The 18,604-nt window shown below is 40.7% G+C and carries 19 protein-coding genes (1 of these 19 cut by a window edge); 9 read left to right on the forward strand and 10 right to left on the reverse strand.

Going from position 1 to position 18,604, the window contains the following annotated elements; genetic code table 11:
- Window positions 1–748: the 5' portion of a nucleotidyltransferase-like protein gene (locus tag SporoP17a_RS05990; protein ID WP_335695514.1), read on the reverse strand. Its footprint begins 116 nt before the window's first position; 748 of the gene's 864 nt are visible here — the first part of the coding sequence; its start codon is at window positions 746–748; its stop codon lies beyond the left edge, outside the window.
- Between the two features lie 158 nt (window positions 749–906).
- On the opposite strand from SporoP17a_RS05990, the gene SporoP17a_RS05995 reads away from it, so the two are divergent.
- Window positions 907–1,263, forward strand: coding sequence for a YgzB family protein (locus SporoP17a_RS05995; RefSeq protein ID WP_083033569.1), 357 nt, complete (start codon window positions 907–909; stop codon window positions 1,261–1,263).
- 41 nt (window positions 1,264–1,304) lie between these two features.
- Here SporoP17a_RS05995 and perR read toward each other — a convergent pair whose 3' ends face one another.
- From perR to bcp, 3 genes are all read right to left on the reverse strand, one after another.
- Window positions 1,305–1,751: a peroxide-responsive transcriptional repressor PerR gene (gene perR, locus SporoP17a_RS06000; protein ID WP_083033571.1), complete on the reverse strand. Its 447-nt coding sequence runs from the start codon at window positions 1,749–1,751 to the stop codon at window positions 1,305–1,307.
- A 102-nt stretch (window positions 1,752–1,853) separates the two neighbouring features.
- Window positions 1,854–2,798 carry a D-2-hydroxyacid dehydrogenase gene (locus SporoP17a_RS06005; RefSeq protein WP_083033573.1) on the reverse strand — a complete coding sequence of 315 codons (945 nt, stop codon included), beginning with the start codon at window positions 2,796–2,798 and terminating at the stop codon, window positions 1,854–1,856.
- A gap of 11 nt (window positions 2,799–2,809) precedes the next feature.
- Window positions 2,810–3,283 (reverse strand): thioredoxin-dependent thiol peroxidase, encoded by a 474-nt coding sequence (gene bcp, locus SporoP17a_RS06010; protein WP_083033575.1) that lies wholly within the window; start codon window positions 3,281–3,283, stop codon window positions 2,810–2,812.
- Between the two features lie 174 nt (window positions 3,284–3,457).
- On the opposite strand from bcp, the gene SporoP17a_RS06015 reads away from it, so the two are divergent.
- Window positions 3,458–4,744: a glutamate-1-semialdehyde 2,1-aminomutase gene (locus SporoP17a_RS06015; RefSeq protein WP_083033577.1), complete on the forward strand. Its 1,287-nt coding sequence runs from the start codon at window positions 3,458–3,460 to the stop codon at window positions 4,742–4,744.
- 74 nt (window positions 4,745–4,818) lie between these two features.
- The gene (locus SporoP17a_RS06020) at window positions 4,819–5,898 is read left to right on the forward strand and encodes an FUSC family protein (protein WP_083033579.1); all 1,080 of its coding nucleotides are present in this window, start codon (window positions 4,819–4,821) and stop codon (window positions 5,896–5,898) included.
- A 125-nt stretch (window positions 5,899–6,023) separates the two neighbouring features.
- Here the strand turns inward: SporoP17a_RS06020 and SporoP17a_RS06025 are convergent, their stop codons facing one another.
- From SporoP17a_RS06025 to mutY, 4 genes are all read right to left on the reverse strand, one after another.
- Window positions 6,024–7,775 (reverse strand): ABC transporter ATP-binding protein, encoded by a 1,752-nt coding sequence (locus tag SporoP17a_RS06025; protein ID WP_083033581.1) that lies wholly within the window; start codon window positions 7,773–7,775, stop codon window positions 6,024–6,026.
- Window positions 7,776–7,823: 48 nt separating this feature from the next.
- A complete protein-coding gene (locus tag SporoP17a_RS06030) occupies window positions 7,824–8,372 on the reverse strand; it encodes a nucleoside tri-diphosphate phosphatase (protein ID WP_083033583.1) in 549 nt (182 codons plus the stop codon).
- Between the two features lie 195 nt (window positions 8,373–8,567).
- Entirely contained in the window at window positions 8,568–8,891 is a 324-nt protein-coding gene (locus tag SporoP17a_RS06035) for a gamma-type small acid-soluble spore protein (RefSeq protein WP_083033585.1), read from the reverse strand.
- A 72-nt stretch (window positions 8,892–8,963) separates the two neighbouring features.
- Entirely contained in the window at window positions 8,964–10,010 is a 1,047-nt protein-coding gene (gene mutY, locus SporoP17a_RS06040) for an A/G-specific adenine glycosylase (protein WP_083033587.1), read from the reverse strand.
- A 97-nt stretch (window positions 10,011–10,107) separates the two neighbouring features.
- Between mutY and SporoP17a_RS06045 the strand changes: the two genes are divergently transcribed.
- Window positions 10,108–11,091, forward strand: a complete 984-nt coding sequence (locus SporoP17a_RS06045) for a metal-dependent hydrolase (RefSeq protein ID WP_083033590.1) — start codon at window positions 10,108–10,110, stop codon at window positions 11,089–11,091.
- Between the two features lie 38 nt (window positions 11,092–11,129).
- Here the strand turns inward: SporoP17a_RS06045 and SporoP17a_RS06050 are convergent, their stop codons facing one another.
- Both SporoP17a_RS06050 and recX read right to left on the reverse strand, forming a co-directional pair.
- A complete protein-coding gene (locus SporoP17a_RS06050) occupies window positions 11,130–11,462 on the reverse strand; it encodes a YfhH family protein (protein WP_083033592.1) in 333 nt (110 codons plus the stop codon).
- Window positions 11,452–12,264, reverse strand: a complete 813-nt coding sequence (gene recX, locus SporoP17a_RS06055; RefSeq protein ID WP_083033594.1) for a recombination regulator RecX — start codon at window positions 12,262–12,264, stop codon at window positions 11,452–11,454. Before recX ends, SporoP17a_RS06050 begins: the two co-directional genes overlap by 11 nt.
- Window positions 12,265–12,357: 93 nt before the next feature.
- Here recX and SporoP17a_RS06060 point away from each other — a divergent pair, with 93 nt between their 5' ends.
- The 5 genes from SporoP17a_RS06060 to SporoP17a_RS06075 all read left to right on the forward strand — a co-directional run bounded on the left by SporoP17a_RS06060 (window position 12,358) and on the right by SporoP17a_RS06075 (window position 18,577).
- Window positions 12,358–13,257 carry a TIGR01777 family oxidoreductase gene (locus tag SporoP17a_RS06060; RefSeq protein WP_083033596.1) on the forward strand — a complete coding sequence of 300 codons (900 nt, stop codon included), beginning with the start codon at window positions 12,358–12,360 and terminating at the stop codon, window positions 13,255–13,257.
- A 104-nt stretch (window positions 13,258–13,361) separates the two neighbouring features.
- A complete protein-coding gene (locus tag SporoP17a_RS06065) occupies window positions 13,362–14,162 on the forward strand; it encodes a polysaccharide deacetylase family protein (protein ID WP_083033598.1) in 801 nt (266 codons plus the stop codon).
- 353 nt (window positions 14,163–14,515) lie between these two features.
- Window positions 14,516–14,686, forward strand: a complete 171-nt coding sequence (locus tag SporoP17a_RS16865; RefSeq protein WP_167693388.1) for an SE1561 family protein — start codon at window positions 14,516–14,518, stop codon at window positions 14,684–14,686.
- A 24-nt stretch (window positions 14,687–14,710) separates the two neighbouring features.
- Window positions 14,711–16,243 (forward strand): fumarate hydratase, encoded by a 1,533-nt coding sequence (locus SporoP17a_RS06070; RefSeq protein ID WP_083033600.1) that lies wholly within the window; start codon window positions 14,711–14,713, stop codon window positions 16,241–16,243.
- Between the two features lie 429 nt (window positions 16,244–16,672).
- Complete coding sequence (locus SporoP17a_RS06075) at window positions 16,673–18,577, forward strand: heavy metal translocating P-type ATPase (protein ID WP_083033602.1); 1,905 nt, start codon at window positions 16,673–16,675, stop codon at window positions 18,575–18,577.
- Window positions 18,578–18,604 lie beyond the last annotated feature (27 nt).

The following is an 18,604-nucleotide window of genomic DNA, read 5'->3' on the forward strand; positions in this document are numbered from 1 at the left end:
CCGAGGAATACAACGCTAGCTCTTCCTGTTCGTGCAGCTGCTGGACAGTCCATGAATCCTTTTCACTCATGATTTCCAACAAATGTACCGCTGCTTCATGTGTATAGTTATGGATGAAGAACTCACTTGCTAAGAACACTAAATCTAAACGTTTCTCTATTTCCTCTTCACTGCCTATCAGTTCTTCATATAACTTAAAAACAGCTGGATCTATTTTCTTCACCTGTGTCCAGACAGTATTTTCCGGCAATACGTTGCGTTTAACGGCAACGAATCTAGCTAGGTGATGCAATGTATTGACTGCGTATAGATAGGAATCCATATGTTGTTTTCTTTCGAAATGAATTTTCCCTTCATTATAAGCGCGAATCATTTTAGCCATTTCCATTCCCATTTTAATGCCTCTGCCAAACAACGGCTCTTCGGATAATCGTTCTTTCAATCGTTCCGCATATTCATCACGGTCAAAAAATACTTTCCCTAGAATGAGCCAATCAATGATTTTCTTGTTCGTTCCTACGAGCAACCAATGCGTTAATTGTCGTTCGCTAATGATATGCATAGCCGCTTTACGTTGACCATCAGTATAGTGTTTTGTCTGAATAGGTATTTCATTGTTTGAGGTAATAATAAATAAGATTTCATCAAAGGTATCTGTGATCGGGTCGTCCTCTCTTTGATTGCCTATTAAAAGCACGCTTAATGTCTCAGGTAAACTCGCTCTTTCTTGGTACACTGGCCGTAGCATTTGTTCCACTTTCTCGCCTCCCAGCTTTTTATAGATCATCTCGCATACTCTATTTCGACGAATTTCACATAAAATCCTTTATTTTAAAGGGGGTTTGTACTGCATTTACATAATAATATGATATATTAAGTGAGGATAGCGTTAGGAGGAAATTTAAGATGAAGCCTTACAAAAATAAAATAAATCGTATCCGATCATTTGCCTTGGCACTTATTTTCATCGGAGTTGTCATTATGTACATCGGAATCTTTTTCCGTTCCAATGAAGTTGTCATGCTGATCTTTATGTTCTTAGGAATGCTTGCGATTATTGGTAGTACAGTGGTGTATGCGTGGATCGGCACCTTGTCAACACGAGCTATACGAGTACAATGTCCGAATTGTGGTAAGCACACTAAAGTGCTCGGACGTGTGGATATGTGCGGACATTGCCGCGAGCCATTAACGCTCGACCCAGATCTTGAAGGCAAAGAATTCGATATCGCATATAATAAAAAAGTGAAGCACGAAGAATAATACAAAATAAAAGAGTGTAACCCATAGCGGGCTACACTCTTTCATTTTGCTTGAGTTTGTTTCGTTGCTGCACAGTCAGGACAAGTTCCATACACTTCTAGACGATGTGAATTCACTTGAAAACCCGTTACATGCGCTGCAAGACGTTCTACTTCTTCCAGACCAGGATGGTGGAAATCTACAATCTTTCCGCAATCATCACAAATAATATGATAATGGTCATGCGTCACGAAATCAAAACGACTGGACGCATCGCCGTATGTCAACTCTTTTACTAATCCAGAGTTTTGGAATACACGCAAGTTATTATACACTGTCGCCACGCTCATATTAGGGAAATCTTCTTCTAGCGCTTTATAGATCTCATCAGCAGTTGGATGTGAATGGGATGTGATTAAATACTCGAGAATCGCATGTCGCTGCGGAGTAATTCTCACACCACTTTCTTTCAATGTCACTAACGCATCTTTTAAGAACACTCCAGGCATCGTAATGCACCTCACTTCATAAGGATTACTTCTTTATAATCATTATAATTAGTTTACTCAACTAGGGGGTGTATTGTCAACTATTCTGCTAATAACGATATATTAATAGCCTTTTGCTAAATCCACTTGGTTGATGAGATCTTGATCCCCGGCCACCCATTTCTCAAGGTTACTCTCCATAATTTCCAAGGAACGTTTAATGTATTGATCGGAAAGACTGGACATATGAGGGGATACCGTACAGTTCGACATTTCCCAAAATGGACTATCTTCAGGTAAAGGCTCTGTTTCAAAGACATCGAGTACTGCATGACGGATCTCATTGTGTTTTAACGCGTCCAGAACATACTGCTCTTTCACTACGTCTCCCCTTCCCACATTCATAAAGACAGCCGTCTCCTTCATTGCGCGGAAATGCTCTGGTTGAAAAATCCATCGCGTTTGTGGTGTGCTCGGCAATATGGAGATCACATAATCCACTTGAGGGAGCTTTTCAAGGATTTCATCTAAAGAAATTGTTTCATTCATATGCGGACTTGCATGCCCTGAGCGATTACATCCAATTGTATAGACATGAAACGCCTGTAGCAGTCTCCCGATTTCTCCTCCTATTGCACCTGTTCCTACTATTAAAGCAGTAGAGTGATTCACTTCACCCGGTAAAGAGTCTAGCTCCCATTTTTTCTCAGCCTCTCTTCTATAAATGCCCGGCAATCCTCTTTCAAGGGATAATAAATGAGCTAACACGGACTCGGCTAATGGCATTTTATGAACTCCGTGCGAATTAGTGACTAGAATCTCTCTCGCCTGCAGTGATTCGATCGGCAATGTATCGACTCCTACAGCCGCAACCATGACCCATTTCAATTCAGTAGCTTTTTCAACATGTTCTGATTTCAAATCTCCGCCATCTGTCACGATTACATCTATATCTCCTAATGCCACTTCATCTATATTTGTTGTGTATATAAATTCGACGTTCGGATATTTCTCTTTCAACTGCTCTTTAAATGAGGTTTTGATTTTAAATGTGAATAATATCTTCATCTGTCCATCTCCTATTTCGTCAGTTGCTCAAGCGTCGCGAGTGCATCTTCTACATGACCTTTCACGCGAACTTTTCTCCATTCTTTAACTACGGTACCCGTTGGATCAATCAAGAATGTAGATCGTTCTATTCCCATGTACTCTTTGCCGAAGTTCTTCTTTAGCTTCCACACACCATACTGTTCAGCTACTGCATGATCTTCATCTACAAGTAAAGAAAATGGCAAGCCGTGCTTCGCGATAAATTTTTGGTGAGAAGCTGCATGATCGGGACTGACACCTAGCACTACCGCATTCAACCCTTCAAAATCTGCTTGCGCATCCCGAAAATCACAAGCTTCTGTTGTACAGCCAGGTGTTGAGTCCTTCGGATAAAAATACAACACTACATAATTTTTTCCCTTAAATTGCTCTAATGAAATTATTTCACCATTTTCATTTGCTAGCGAGAACGCAGGTGCTTGTCTTCCTTCTAATTTTTCCATTGATAATCCTCCTCTAACTTATAAAAACAAATAGTACATTTCAATCTCTCCATACTTATCGTATCGGAAGTATTTGAATTTTACAATTTACCTATACTTCACACTGAAGGTGGAGACTTCACTCCAATTAATGCTAAAATGGATAACGTATAATCGATTTGGAGGAATTAACTAATGAACCGAAAAAATTCAGAAGCAATCTACGCAGAAGCATGTGAACATATTGTGGGTGGAGTCAACAGCCCAGCCCGAACCTATGGAGCGGTTGGCGGTGGCGCACCTACTGTCATGGAGCGTGCGGAAGGCGCCTATTTTTATGATGTAGATGGTAATCGCTATATTGATTACTTGGGAGCATACGGTCCGATCATAACAGGACACGCGCATCCTCATATTACAAAAGCCATTACGAAAGCTGCAGAAACAGGCGTACTCTACGGCACACCGACACGCCATGAAGTACAATTTGCCAAAATGTTAAAAGAGGCCATTCCAGGAATGGACAAAGTCCGCTTCGTTAATTCGGGTACAGAAGCCGTCATGTCAACTATTCGTGTAGCAAGAGCATTTACTGGTCGTACAAAGATTATGAAATTCGCAGGTTGCTATCACGGTCACTCAGATCTTGTGTTAGTAGCTGCCGGCTCAGGTCCTGCCACATTAGGTACGCCAGATTCTGCAGGAGTACCCTCTTCTATCGTCAAAGAGGTCATCACGATTCCGTTTAATGACCCTGATAGCTATAAAGCAGCGATGGAGCAATGGGGCGATGAACTTGCTTGCATTCTAATCGAACCGATTGTCGGAAACTTTGGTATTGTCGAGCCGAATGAAGGGTTCTTGGAACTTGTTCATGAGTTAGCGAAAGAACATGGTGTTTTGACTGTCTATGATGAGGTTATTACAGCATTCCGCTTTCATTACGGTGCGGCACAGACGTTACTCGGACTTCAACCGGATTTAACAGCATTCGGAAAAATTATCGGCGGGGGCTTACCAATTGGTGCTTATGGCGGTAGAAAAGAAATTATGGAACAAGTGGCTCCACTCGGCCCTGCTTTTCAAGCTGGAACAATGGCTGGAAATCCAGCATCCATGCTATCGGGAATTGCTTGTCTGGAAGTGCTTCAAGAACCAGGTATTTATGAAGAAATGGATCGCCTAGGCGGTTTACTTGAAGATGGTATTCTGAAGCTTGCTAAAAAACACAGTATTCCATTGACGATCAATCGTCTGGGTGGTGCACTGACACTGTTTTTCACAGATGTTAAAGTGGAAAACTACAAGCAAGCTGAAGCAACAGATGGAGAAATCTTTGGTCGTTTCTTTAAAGAAATGCTGAAAAACGGCATCGTCTTGGCACCATCTAAGTATGAAGCATGGTTCTTAACTTCTGCTCATACAGAATCCGATATACACGAAACTCTTGAAGCAGTAGATCGCGCATTTAAAGCACTTTAAAATAGAACAATTGACCGTTTTATGCGTATATTGTAAAGTAAGCATAAAAGAGCTTTTAGGAAAGGAATTACCCAATGAAACTTGGTGCCCGCGTCTTTAAGACGGGTATTGCGATTGTATTTGCCCTGTTTCTCGCAAATTTACTAGATTTACCTACAGCAGTGTTCGCAGGTATTGCAGCTATTTTCGCAATCCAACCCTCTATTTACAGATCATACTTAACAATAGTAGAACAACTGCAAGGTAATTTAATCGGTGCCACTATAGCAGTCTTATTCACACTTATTTTTGGGCCTCAATTAATCATCGTCGGTTTGGCAGCCGTCATCGTTATGACGATCATGTTGAAACTAGGCCTTGAAAAGTCTATGTCACTCGCACTCGTCACGATGATTGCGGTGATGGAAGTGAAAGATGACGCCTTCTTAACATTCGCCTTTCTTCGTGTAGGCACAATTATGGTAGGTGTACTAGCAGCATTCATTGTAAATCTAGTCTTTATGCCACCAAAATATGAAACGAAACTGTTTCAAGCGATTCATCAAGCACAGGACGAAATTATTCGTTGGACGCGTCTAGCTGGTCGTCAAGTTTCTGAACACACAGCTATGAAGAAATCGTTGAGTAAGTTAAAGGAACGTCTGATACAAATTGATCAGCTGTACTTATTATTTAAAGAAGAGCGCAGCTATTTCAAGAAAACTTCTGCCGCAAAAGCAAGACGGCTCGTTGTCTATCGACAGATGGTCGCTACAACTAGAAGTAGTTATGACGTTCTGAAAAGGCTGCATAAGTTTGAAAATGAACTCATCAATCTTCCAGAGCATTTCCGTATGATGATTCAGGAGCGTTTAGAGTCATTACTCGTTTATCATGAACAACTTCATCTGAAATTTGTTGGCAAGCTAAAAGCTGATTTCGACGAGGATGAAACACATAGTGAGTTTATTCAGCGACAAGAAGTGATGAATATCTTCGTGAAAGAAATTGCTATTACTAATGAAGAAGAAGAGTTTTCTTCTTATCACTTACTTCATGTCCTTTCTTCCATCCTAAATTACGAAGAACAGCTGGAGCATCTGGATACGTTGATCACTTCTTATCAAACACGATATGAAGATGAAGAGAATATTTTAGAAGATGAATTTTATTAATAAAACGGCACAAGACAATTATAGTCTTGTGCCGTTTTTGCTTGTATACATAGTGGTAGTTTATTTGCCAAATAGTTCGAATTTCCATTACAAAACGTAACTTATACGAATCCTCGTATCATCCCTTATAGTGATCCTCCAAGTTCCTGACGATTAAATAAACCAGCGTATGTGCCGTTTAATTTCATCAGTTCTTGGTGGGTACCTGACTCTTTTAAGTCTCCGTGGTCTATCACATAAATACAATCCGCATGCGTAATGGTAGATAATCGATGGGCGACGATTAGTGTAGTGCGATTGTGCGCCAAGCGTTCCAACGAATCTTGGATGAGCGCTTCACTTTCTAAATCCAAAGCGGATGTTGCTTCATCCAAGATGAGCAATGCTGGATTCTTCAGAAAGACGCGGGCAATAGAAATACGTTGCTTCTGTCCACCTGACAACTTCACACCACGTTCTCCTACCCTCGTATCATATCCATCAGTTAATGTTTCAATAAAGTCATGTGCATTTGCGGCTTTTGCTGCAGCGATCACTTCTTCATCTGTGGCATCGGGCTTCCCCATCAATATATTACTTTTGACAGAATCGCTGAACAGAATCGAATCCTGAAGTACCATACCGATTTGATTACGGAGTGATTTAATCTGTACGTCACGGATATCATGGCCGTCGACGCGAATAGTACCCGACGTAACATCGTAAAATCGTGGGATCAGACTGATAATAGTTGATTTCCCGCCACCGCTCATACCAACCAGTGCAGCGGTTTCGCCAGGACGTATTTTCAAGCTAATGTTTGACAGTACTTCCTCTTCTTCATACGCAAAGCTGACATGATCAAATTCAATTTCCCCATCAATCGCTGGTAGTGCCTTTGCGTCCTCTTTATCCACCACATCATACTTTTCATTCATTAAGTCTAGTACTCTGTCCATTGAAGCAAAAGATTGCGTCAATGAAGTGGATGAGTTAACTAGACGACGTAATGGCGAATATAGCCTTTCTATAAATGCGATGAAAGCGACCATCGTTCCGACAGTTAATGAACCGTTGATTACTTGGTAGCCAGCATATCCAATAACGAGTAACGGAGCTACATCGGTAATTGTATTGACGACAGCAAATGCTTTAGCATTCCAGCGTGTATGTTCAATTGCACGGTCCAGGAATTTATTGTTTACTTCGTCAAAACGTTCTTGCTCTTTGTCTTCGATTGCAAAGCTCTTAATAATACTGACTCCCGCCACGCGCTCATGCAAATAACTTTGTACATCTGCAAGTGCCTGGGATCGTTTACGTGTGAGTTGACGTAATTTACCAAAGAAATGTTTGACGCTGAATGCATAAAACGGAAATGCGAGCAATGTAACAAGTGTCAGCTCCACATCTAAAGTCAACATGATGGCAATGGCAATAATAATAGTAGCCAAGTCGAGCCAAACATTCATCAAACCGATCATGACAAAGTTTTTTGTTTGCTCTACGTCGTTGATCACTCGCGAGATTACTTCACCTGCACGTGTATTGGAATAGAAGCGTAGGCCAAGCTTTTGCAAATGACTATAAAGCGATTGGCGGATATCAAACAAAATTTTATTACTTACTAATTGTGCATAGTATTGACGATAATATTCTACAGGTGGACGGATCAAGAAGAACACAATGATCGTGCCACCGAGCCAATAAAATAATTGCCGTGTTTTATCGGGGTCACTCAACGTCGGTGAACCGATAATATCATCGATTACAATTTTCATTAACAAAGGTAAGAACAGCGGAATCGCAAACTTCACAACACCAATAAGAACAGTGAGAACAATCTGCCAGTTATACGGCTTTACGAATTGAAGATAACGTTTAATACTTTCGCCCATTCGGTTCCTCCTACTAAAAAAACCTGACTTGCACGAATGCAAGCAGGTCTAGCTTTGTTCTTCTTGGATTTGCTTATAAAATTCATAACGTGAAGTCCACACATCAATGAAATCGGGAGCAAATGGACCTTTTCTTTGTTTGATCCAGCCAAGAAGCTTCTTTAAGTTATCCTGCAAGATTAAATCGATGACTTCGGGATAATTCATCTGACGCTTATGATCTACATATTCATCTTCATCAAGTATCAAATAGCTCATATCAGGAAACACTTTTACATCCAAGTCATAATCAATATACTTCAAGTACTTGTCATCGTAAACGAATGGTGAACTCATATTGACATAATAATAGACCCCATCTTCACGTAGCATGCAAATGATGTTAAACCAGTTTTCCGCATGAAAGTAGCAGATGGATGGCTCACGTGTCAGCCAAGTGCGCCCATCGGATTCTGTCACAAGTGTGCGTTCATTACCGCCAATAATAATATTGCGTGTACCTTTTAATACGAGTGTCTCTTGCCAGACACGGTGAATTTTGCCGTTATGCTTGTAGCTGTGTATCTGTACAGTTTCTCCTTCTTTTGGGATTGCCATTTTTTATACCACCTTTGAGCCTTACCGCTCTTGCTATCTGTTCATTATACCAACAGCTTTCCTAAATTTAAAACGATTCAACCAGCTATTTCATAATTGATTGTTTATAGTAGGCCTACGGCATGTTTTTTCACGCAAGAAAACCGGTAGAAATGGCTTATAATAGCCTTTTCTACCGGTCGGTGATGATCACGCTTAGTTTGAACCTTTGTTTTGGTTAGCACGTGCTCCTGATGCTTTTTGTTTGTTTGCTTCTGCTTTGTTGATTTGTTTCTTCACTTCATTGACATCTGTTTCAGATCCGAACTCCTCATTCATAGAGGACTGCATTGCGGATGAAGAAGACTGCATGTTTCTCGCAGACTGCGCGTTTTGCTGACGAACTTGATTGACGTCCGTCTCGGAAGCGAACTCTTCATTCATCGATGATTGCGCAGATCGCGCATTTTGTTTCTTCACTTGGTTCGCATCTGTCATAGATGGATCATTCTGTGCATTTCGTTTTGATTGATTTGGCATGTTTTATTCACCTCCGTACTCACTATGTTGTCCCACAAGCCGGAGTTTTATTCACGGTAGGTTATAAATTTTTCACCATTCCAGCAAGTCGATTATTTTTAGCACAGGTTTTGACTTCGGTAGTGCTTCAACTTCTTGTTTAGTGAAGAACTGCAAATTACCATCTGTATGTTCCTCATTTAATTGTGCACGATATACATGAATATCCCATGTAATATGGGAAAACACGTGAAGGACATGCGGTAACTCTTGAAGATTCTTTAATTTCAATCCATTTTCTTTTTCAAAAGCATCCACTGCAGAAGCTTCTTGAAATTCAATCATTGGAAATTCCCAAAGACTAGCAAGCAGCCCGGTGTTTGGACGTTTCTGCAACAGCCAGTTACCGTCTTCATTTTGAATCGCGAAGGCAGCTAGTGTAACATGCTTCATTTTCTGCTTTTTTATCTTAATTGGTAATTGCTGTTGCTTTCCTTCTTCAAAGGCGATACAAAAATCTCTAACTGGGCATAATAAACAATGCGGATTCGGCGTACATATGGTTGCGCCTAATTCCATAAGCGCTTGGTTAAAGGAAGAAGGATCCTCCTCTGAAATTAACTCCATTACAGCTTGTTCGAATAATTTTTTATTACGTGGCAATGCGATATCTTCTTCGATCAATAAAATCCTCGACAATACACGCATGACATTTCCGTCTACCGCATGTTCAGGCACTCCATAGGCAATACTCAAGATAGCGCCAGCCGTGTATGGCCCGACACCTTTTAATGTAGAAATATCTTTTCGGTTATTAGGAACCTTCCCGCCATAGGTTTCCACGACTTCTCTAACACCTGATTGTAGGTTGCGCACTCTAGAATAATATCCAAGTCCTTCCCACATTTTCAAAACATCTTCTTCAGGTGCATATGAAAGATCTTGCATCGTGGGAAATTTTTCAATAAAACGCTCATAATACGGAATGACAGTGTCAACTCGTGTCTGTTGTAACATAACTTCCGAAATCCAAATATAGTATGGGTTATCGGTCCTTCTCCAAGGCAAGTCTCGTTTTTCAGCTTCATACCAAGTCAATAACGCATCTTGGAATGCCTTCTTTCGTTCAATAATTTGCATATGGACCTCGTTTCTTCATGTAAATACTTTTAGTTATGATTATAAAGGGTATATAATTATAAGTAGTATATAACTCTTTCGATAAAGGAGTGATAATTTGGATACAGGCACACATATTGCTATGGGTGTTGCGATCAGTGGATTGGCTCTTGCTGATTCAACTGTAGCAACTGAACCTGCCACAATGGGCGCTGTATTTGCAGGTATTATGGTCGGTTCACTCATTCCTGATATAGATACAGTATTGAAACTTCGAAACAATGCTGTCTATTTACGTAATCACCGCGGTATTACGCATTCGGTTCCAGCTGTTATGCTGTGGCCTTTGCTAATTTCCATACTATTGACTTTCATTGTTCCTGGAGCAAGTTTCTTTCACGTCTGGGCTTGGACATTTTTAGCTGTGTTCACCCATGTATTTGTTGATATTTTCAATTCATATGGGACACAAGCGCTTCGTCCATTCTCCCATAAATGGGTAGCCATAGGGGTCATCAATACATTTGATCCTATTATATTTGGTCTCCATGTAATTGCTATCCTAGCATGGGTGTTCGGTGCAGATCCTGTCTTCACGATGTCCATATTATATGTCGTCATCTTCTTCTATTACCTATTGCGATTTGCCGTTAAGAGCGCAGTGAAAAACGCAGTCAAGAAGACGATTCCAAACGCGACGCATATATTTACTGCACCTACGATGAACTTCTTTCAGTGGCGAGTTGCTGCCACGACAGATGTTTACCATTATGTAGGACGAGCATACGGACGTTCCATTACCATTTACGAACGATTCGAACGTGAAGTGATGCCAATGTCGCCTCAAGTTGAAGTAGCACTAGAAGATCCAAACATGCAGGCTTTCACTTCGTTTTCACCGCTTTATCGCTGGTCGATTTCGGAAGAAGGACATATCTATGAAGTTCGCTTAATTGATTTGCGTTATCGAAGCAAGGGGTATTATCCATTCGTTGCAGTCGCACATGTCAATGAAGACTTAGAAGTAGTCAACTCTTATACAGGATGGATTTTCTCAGAAGAGAAACTACGTAAAAAGCTTAATTTTGCCCCAAATAACTAAAGAACGTTCGTGCATAGTGCACGAGCGCTCTTTTTTGTTTATTTACCGCTTTTTATATTTTTTAACATAGCAAGCGGCAAAGCTTCTTCAGCCTTCTCGCCACCTAAGCGATAACCCCATGCGAACAATCCTTTAAGGTAGTCTACTTGAAAGAAAACCCCATCGTCTCCTTCAATCCGGTACATCTCACCTGGTTTAATAGTAGCGGGATCTACCAGATATGACTGTACAAGAGTCGCTTTTCTTTGGTGAACTGCATATTCACTAATCATCCCCATTTGTTCAGCTTTACGTGCTTTCTCCATTAGGTTAGCGATTTCACTACGCAATTCATTTTCATTCATTTCACTATAATGTTTTTCAGTATCCATTTTCTTCATTCCTTTTCTGTTCAATAAATTGATCGATTTGACTAAGCGGAATTCCTTTTTGATACATAGATTGCTTCACACGTTGTCTAAGATCGGATCCTGAGTATTTACTTTGGTATCGTCTCCATGCTTTTTCACCGAATGTAGACGTGATATCAGACCACTCCTCCTCATCACGTTCGATTGTCACATTGCTGAGAACTTCCGATATTTGTTGATAGGAAAATCCCTTTCTCGCCAATGTATTTTGAATTTTTTGCTTTACTTGTGCAGGAGGCTGTGAATTATTCGAACGAATGGTCTTTTCGGCCAACTTCATGGCATTAGCCATTTGATCTTCCATTGTATATTCCTCCAATGCTTGAGTTTGCAGTTCTTTGGGTATACCTTTCTTATAGAGAGATTGCTGAATAGCTCTCGGACCTTTTAACGTGCTATTTTTTTCTGTACGAACAAGAGCTTCCGAAAACGCTTCATCGTTCAAAAAGCCAAGTCGTTTTAATTTCACGATCGCTTCTAGAACAACGGCTTCTCCATACTCTTTCTCAAGCAGCTTCTTTTTTACTTCCATTTCACTTCGCATTCGAAATGACAAAAAATGCAAGGCACGATTAAATGCTTTTTCAATTTGATCCGAATAAACGATCTCGTCCTTAGACCAGTCGTCCAGCTCCATCCCTTTTGTGAGTTCAAATTTTACTAGGACTGATTCATGGACACTAAACGCATATTGTTCGTCAAGGAAAATATTGTAACGTTCGCTATCTCGTTTTTGTTGTGATATTTTGGTAATAAGCGGCACGTTTCCATCACCTACTTTATCTAAGTATACCGCTTCTTTCCGCGGTGGTCAGCAATAGTGTATTAATTTTCAAGAGAATGGAGGGAAACCATTATGAGAGTGGTTATTACTGGAGGAACTGGATTCATTGGTACGATCTTAACTGACAAGTTGAAGGAAAAAGGTCACGAAGTAGTCATCTTCACACGTAAACCTTCATCTAAACATGACGGAGTTCACTATATTCAATGGTTGACAGATCACGCATCACCCGAGAATGAAGTGGGGCGAGTAGATGCATTCGTCAATTTAGCGGGAGTGTCCATTGATGACGGTCGTTGGTCTGAAGAACGAAAAAAGCAAATTTATGATAGCCGAATCACTGCTACACAAGAAGTGTTGCGTATCATGCGTACACTTCCTGATAAACCTCGAGTCTTGGTGAATGCAAGTGCAATCGGCATTTACCCTACGTCGCTTACTGCTGAATATACAGAAGACTCTACTGCAGTCGGCAACGATTTTTTAGCCACAACCGTATATGACTGGGAAAAGCTTGCAGGACAAGCAAATGAAATAGGTGTACGAACTGTATGTACCCGTTTTGGTATTGTACTCGGTAAAGACGGCGGTGCACTGCCACTTATGAAGTTGCCTTATCAATTATTTGCCGGTGGTAAAATCGGTTCAGGCAACCAATGGTTTTCATGGGTGCATGTTGACGACCTAGCCAATGCCATTCTCTTCTCCATAGAGAGTGAAGACGTGAAAGGTCCCGTTAATGTAGTCGCACCGAGTCCTATGCATATGAATGCTTTTGGAAAAACAATTGGCAAAGTATTACACCGTCCACATTGGTTTCGCGTTCCAAGTTTTGCAATGAAAGCTGCATTGGGAGAAAAAAGTATCGTCGTTCTACAAGGTCAGCATGTAGTACCGGAAAAGCTACTGGCGAACGGATTTACTTTTGATTACCCTTCATTACGACCAGCGCTTGAAAATCTATTACTATAACTTCGAATGTTTGTCATCACGTTTTTCGTTTTGACAAACATTTTTCATTTTATTACATACAAAAAGCGGATCAGCACATCCTTAGTAAAAAGGAGTGATGCTTAATGACTCATCATGTGTCAGGAATTTTACTGGCATCTTGTTTGCTAATTGTGGGAGTTGTGATGAACCCTTTCACTGTTCAAGCGGAAGCATTTCATTGGGGATTCAAGAAGGCTACTGAAGGAGTTCCCCCTTCTGCTGGAGCGGAACTGGATAAATTGCTGGATGATCACGGTGCAATCTATAAAGGGAAAGAAGATAAAAAAGTCGTTTATCTAACATTCGATAACGGATATGAGGCCGGCTACACGGAAAGCATTTTAGATACATTGAAAAAAGAGAAAGCTCCCGCCACATTTTTCTTAACAGGACATTATGTAAAAAGCGCCAGTGATATAGTAAAACGTATGGTGAAAGATGGTCATGGTATCGGAAATCATTCATACGATCATCCGAATATGGCGAATTTAACTGAGAAACAGATGGAAGATGAGTGGAAAAGGCTAGATGAAATTGTATATGCTACTACTGGTCAAAAAAGGACCATCTACACGAGGCCGCCAGAGGGGACATTTAACGCGAAGTTACTGCAAAAAGGGAATGACCTCGGATATAGGCATATTTTCTGGTCCGTCGCATTCATTGACTGGCATCGGGACCAACGAAAAGGAAAAGCGTATGCCTATAACGAATTGATGAATCAGCTGCACCCGGGTGCCGTCATTCTTATGCATACTGTGTCACCTGATAATGCAGAGGCACTTCCTGATTTCATTCGTGATGCCAAGAAGAAAGGCTATGAATTCCATTCGCTCGATCAGTTAGTAGAGGAATATGAGAAAGGAAATGCGATTACACAATAAATTAGAGACCTTATCTGTATATTCACTTCTAACAGATAAGGTCTCTACTTATTTGATTCGTCTTCAGTTTGCATATTTACATTCGTAGTTATCCAACGTTTTTTCCGATGTTGGATTGTTACGGATCCCCTCCTTCGTTGTTATGTGTCTAGGATTCGATTCGTCTCTATAACTACGACCTCCTTTTCTTTTGAATAAATTAACTATACCAACTATTCTTACAATTGTAAAGTGTTTTAATGAAAAATCTACTATTTTCTTTTTCTTTCACCATTTACTATATGCACAACAAAATCAGATTGAAAAAGAGAGTGTTTTCATATACGATATCAATGATAGAAAGAGGTGTACGTATGGATAACTCACAGAATAATGAACAAGTCATCGAACTGAAAAACCGATTCAATCAATTCATCGAAACATTGGAAGCGATTGAGCCAGAACACACGGACCTCCAGGATATAGATCGTCTGATCATGTTACTCGATGAATTAGAAGATCAGATGGATAGTTCGAAAAAATAACATATACTAACGGGGGATTTTGAGATGTACATAGAGACAATTGAGAAGAGTATATATGAACTGGTTTGCGAAACGTCTACAAACCTACCAAAAGACGTTCGACGTGCAATCCTTTCAGCCAAGGAAAAAGAGAATAAAGGAACAAGCGCTGCAATGAGTTTGGATACGATTGCAAATAATATTAATATGGCTGATGATAAGTTATCTCCTATTTGTCAAGATACAGGCCTTCCTACATTCAAAATTAAAACACCAATCGGAGTAAACCAATTGGAAATCAAAGCTGCAATTGTACGTGCTTTGGAGTTAGCTACAGAAAAAGGAAAACTTCGTCCGAACGCTGTAGATTCTTTGACTGGCGATAATAGCGGCAATAACTTAGGTATCGGCCTACCCGTTGTAAAGTTTGAGCAATGGGAAGAAGAGTATATAGAAGTAAAACTAATCTTAAAAGGCGGCGGATGTGAAAACAAAAACATCCAATACAGCCTACCTACCGAATTGGAAGGTCTTGGTCGTGCAGGACGCGATTTAGATGGTATTCGTAAGTGTATCCTTCACTCAGTTTACCAAGCACAAGGACAAGGTTGTTCTGCCGGGTTTATCGGTGTTGGAATCGGCGGCGACCGTTCATCTGGATATGATCTGGCGAAAGAACAACTTTTCCGTGATGTAACAGACGTTAATCCAATTCCCGAACTTGCAAAATTAGAAGAGTATGTATTGGAGAAAGCCAACCTTCTTGGAATCGGGACAATGGGCTTCGGTGGTGAAGCAACTTTACTGGGATGTAAAATCGGTGTCATGCATCGTATTCCGGCAAGCTTCTACGTATCCGTCGCCTATAACTGTTGGGCATATCGCCGTATGGCGGTGAACATTAATGCAAAAACTGGTGAAATCATGGATTGGCATTATAATGAAGGCGAGAAAATTGCTTTTGAACAACCAGCTGAAGAAGCAAAATCTACTGCACGTATTGTACATCTACAAGCACCTATTTCAGAAGAAGACGTTCGTGACCTTCATGTTGGTGACGTAGTAAAAATTTCAGGACGTATATATACAGGTCGCGATGCAATTCATAAGCATTTAATGGATAACGAAGCCCCTGTTGATTTGAATGGTCAAGTCATCTATCACTGCGGACCGGTTGTTCTAAAGAACGATGAAGGCAAGTATGAGATTAAAGCAGCGGGTCCAACGACTTCTATGCGTGAAGAGCCGTACCAAGGCGATATCATGAAGAAGTTCGGTATCCGCGCAGTGATTGGTAAAGGCGGAATGGGACCCAAAACACTTGCAGCTCTTAAAGAGCATGGCGGCGTGTATTTGAATGGCATCGGTGGCGCAGCACAGTATTATGCTGACTGTATTAAAGAGGTAGAAGGCGTAGATTTGCTGGAGTTCGGTATTCCCGAAGCACTATGGCATTTACGCGTTGAGGACTTCACAGCAGTCGTAACAATGGACTCACACGGTAACAGTCTGCATGCTGATATTGACAAGTCATCACTCGAAAAACTCTCCCAGTTTAAAGAAAAAGTATTCAACTAATAAGCAAGCAGCGAATGAGAACTTTCACTCGCTGCTTTTTTGAATACATTGACCGACTAGCGATGAGCCGACTAAAAGAGCGGCCTATCGCTACTTCTCCAAACGTGTCTGCCTAGAGCGAAAGGCGTAACAAAGCATAGCTTTTGCGAGCATAAGCGGAGTGTCGGAGCACATTTTTGCACGAAAAATCCCCTCCATTGACACTACTGTATGTACTAACCTTTATACCTTTTTACCCAATTTACTTTAATTAGCCATTTAAGTAACACTTCTCATTGAGAAATGATATACTGTAGATAATAACTATTACAACTTCATATTCATTCTATTTTGATGCCCAAAAAGTCGATTCTACAACTGTAGAGTCGACTTTGCTGCTTTAATAAGAGATTTGAAATTGAAACTCATTATCAATTAGGAGGAGATTACATGACAACACTTGCAAAAGAACAATCGGAACACACGGTTGACTGGTCTGCGCGTCTGGAATTGATTGCGGCTATATTATCAGGGGTTATCATACTTGCTGCATGGATTTTAGGTAAAAACGGCACAGAATCTTTTTCTGTTACGCTGTATATCATAGCGTTTCTGATCGGCGGTTACGCTAAGGCCAAGGAAGGTATTGAAGAAACGATAGCCAATAAAGAACTTAACGTTGAAATGCTCATGATTTTTGCAGCTATTGGTTCAGGTATTATCGGATACTGGGCTGAAGGTGCAATCCTGATTTTCATCTTCGCAATTAGCGGTGCACTAGAAACCTATACACTCAATAAAAGCCATAAAGAAATCTCTTCTTTAATGGAATTGCAGCCTGAGGAAGCATGGCTAATCCTTGAAGACGGCAGTGAGAAAAAGGTATCTACAGACTCATTATCGATTGGCTCTATATTGCTCGTTAAACCAGGCGAACGTATTCCGGTCGATGGTAAAGTAGTAAGCGGGATCACTTCGATTGATATGTCAGCCATTAACGGTGAATCTATTCCGGTGACAAAACAGGAAAATGATGAACTATTTGCAGGAACTGTTAATATTAGCGGCGCGATTCGCATGACCATGACGAAACCAAGTTCTGAGACGTTATTCCAGAAAATTATTACGATGGTGCAAAACGCACAAAGTGAAAAGTCTCCTTCTCAACAATTTATCGAGCGCTTTGAAGGATCTTACGTGAAAATTGTACTAGCAGCAGTTGTCATTATGATGTTCTTACCCCACTTTTTATTTAACTGGGACTGGACTACAACATTCTACCGTGCAATCGTCTTGTTAGTTGTTGCCTCCCCTTGTGCGTTAATGGCCTCGATTATGCCTGCTACGCTAGCCGCTGTTTCTAACGGTGCTAGAAAAGGGGTATTATTTAAAGGTGGTGTTCACCTAGAACACCTAAGTACATTACAAGCATTCGCTTTTGATAAAACAGGTACTTTGACTACTGGGAAACCCGTTGTGATGGATTTTATCGTTCGGGAAGGTACGGATATGAAGGAAACGCTTGCTTTATTTGCAGGTGCGGAATCCCTATCCAATCACCCGTTGGCAAAAGCAATTATCAATTACGCCCAGGATCATGGCGTTGAACCTGAGCGAAATCTTCATATTGAAGACGTCCCTGGATTTGGTATCAAAGCAGAAACCGGCCAAGGAGAGATTCTAATTGGAAATCCAAAATTTATCGGGGAAGAATTAGTGGAAGATTTCCAAGACAATGTTGCAGTATCGCTTGCGAATGAAGGTAAAACGGTCATTTTCATGAGAGATGAACAAGGAATAGTAGCGCTAGCTGCTTTACAGGATACTTTGCGACAAGAAGCTATTTCTGCAATTAAATCGCTACAATCTTTAGGGCTTCGTACTGTTATGTTAACTGGCGACAATGAAAAGACCGCTCATGCAATCGCAAATGAAGTAGGTGTCGATACGTACGTTGCAGAATGTTTACCAGAAGAGAAAGTCGTTCAGCTTAAGCATTTATTGAAAGAATACGGTACGGTCGGCATGGTAGGAGACGGGATTAATGACGCACCTGCTCTAGCTACTGCTACTTCTGGCATCGCGATGGGTGAAGGTACAGATGTGGCGCTAGAGACAGCTGATGTTGTACTCATGCAAAATGACTTGAATCGCTTATCTTACACCATTAAGCTTTCAAGAAAAATGCAGCGAATCGTTAAACAAAATGTATTCTTTTCAATTGCTGTCATCTCGATCCTCATTATCGCAAACTTCATGCAAGTAGTCGATTTGCCACTTGGCGTAATTGGACACGAAGGAAGTACGATTTTGGTTATATTAAATGGTTTACGGATGCTTAATAAAATAGAATAAATAAAAAAAGTGAAGAAAGGAAAACCT

It is taken from the genome of Sporosarcina ureae (genome assembly GCF_002082015.1).
Taxonomy (GTDB): domain Bacteria; phylum Bacillota; class Bacilli; order Bacillales_A; family Planococcaceae; genus Sporosarcina; species Sporosarcina ureae_A.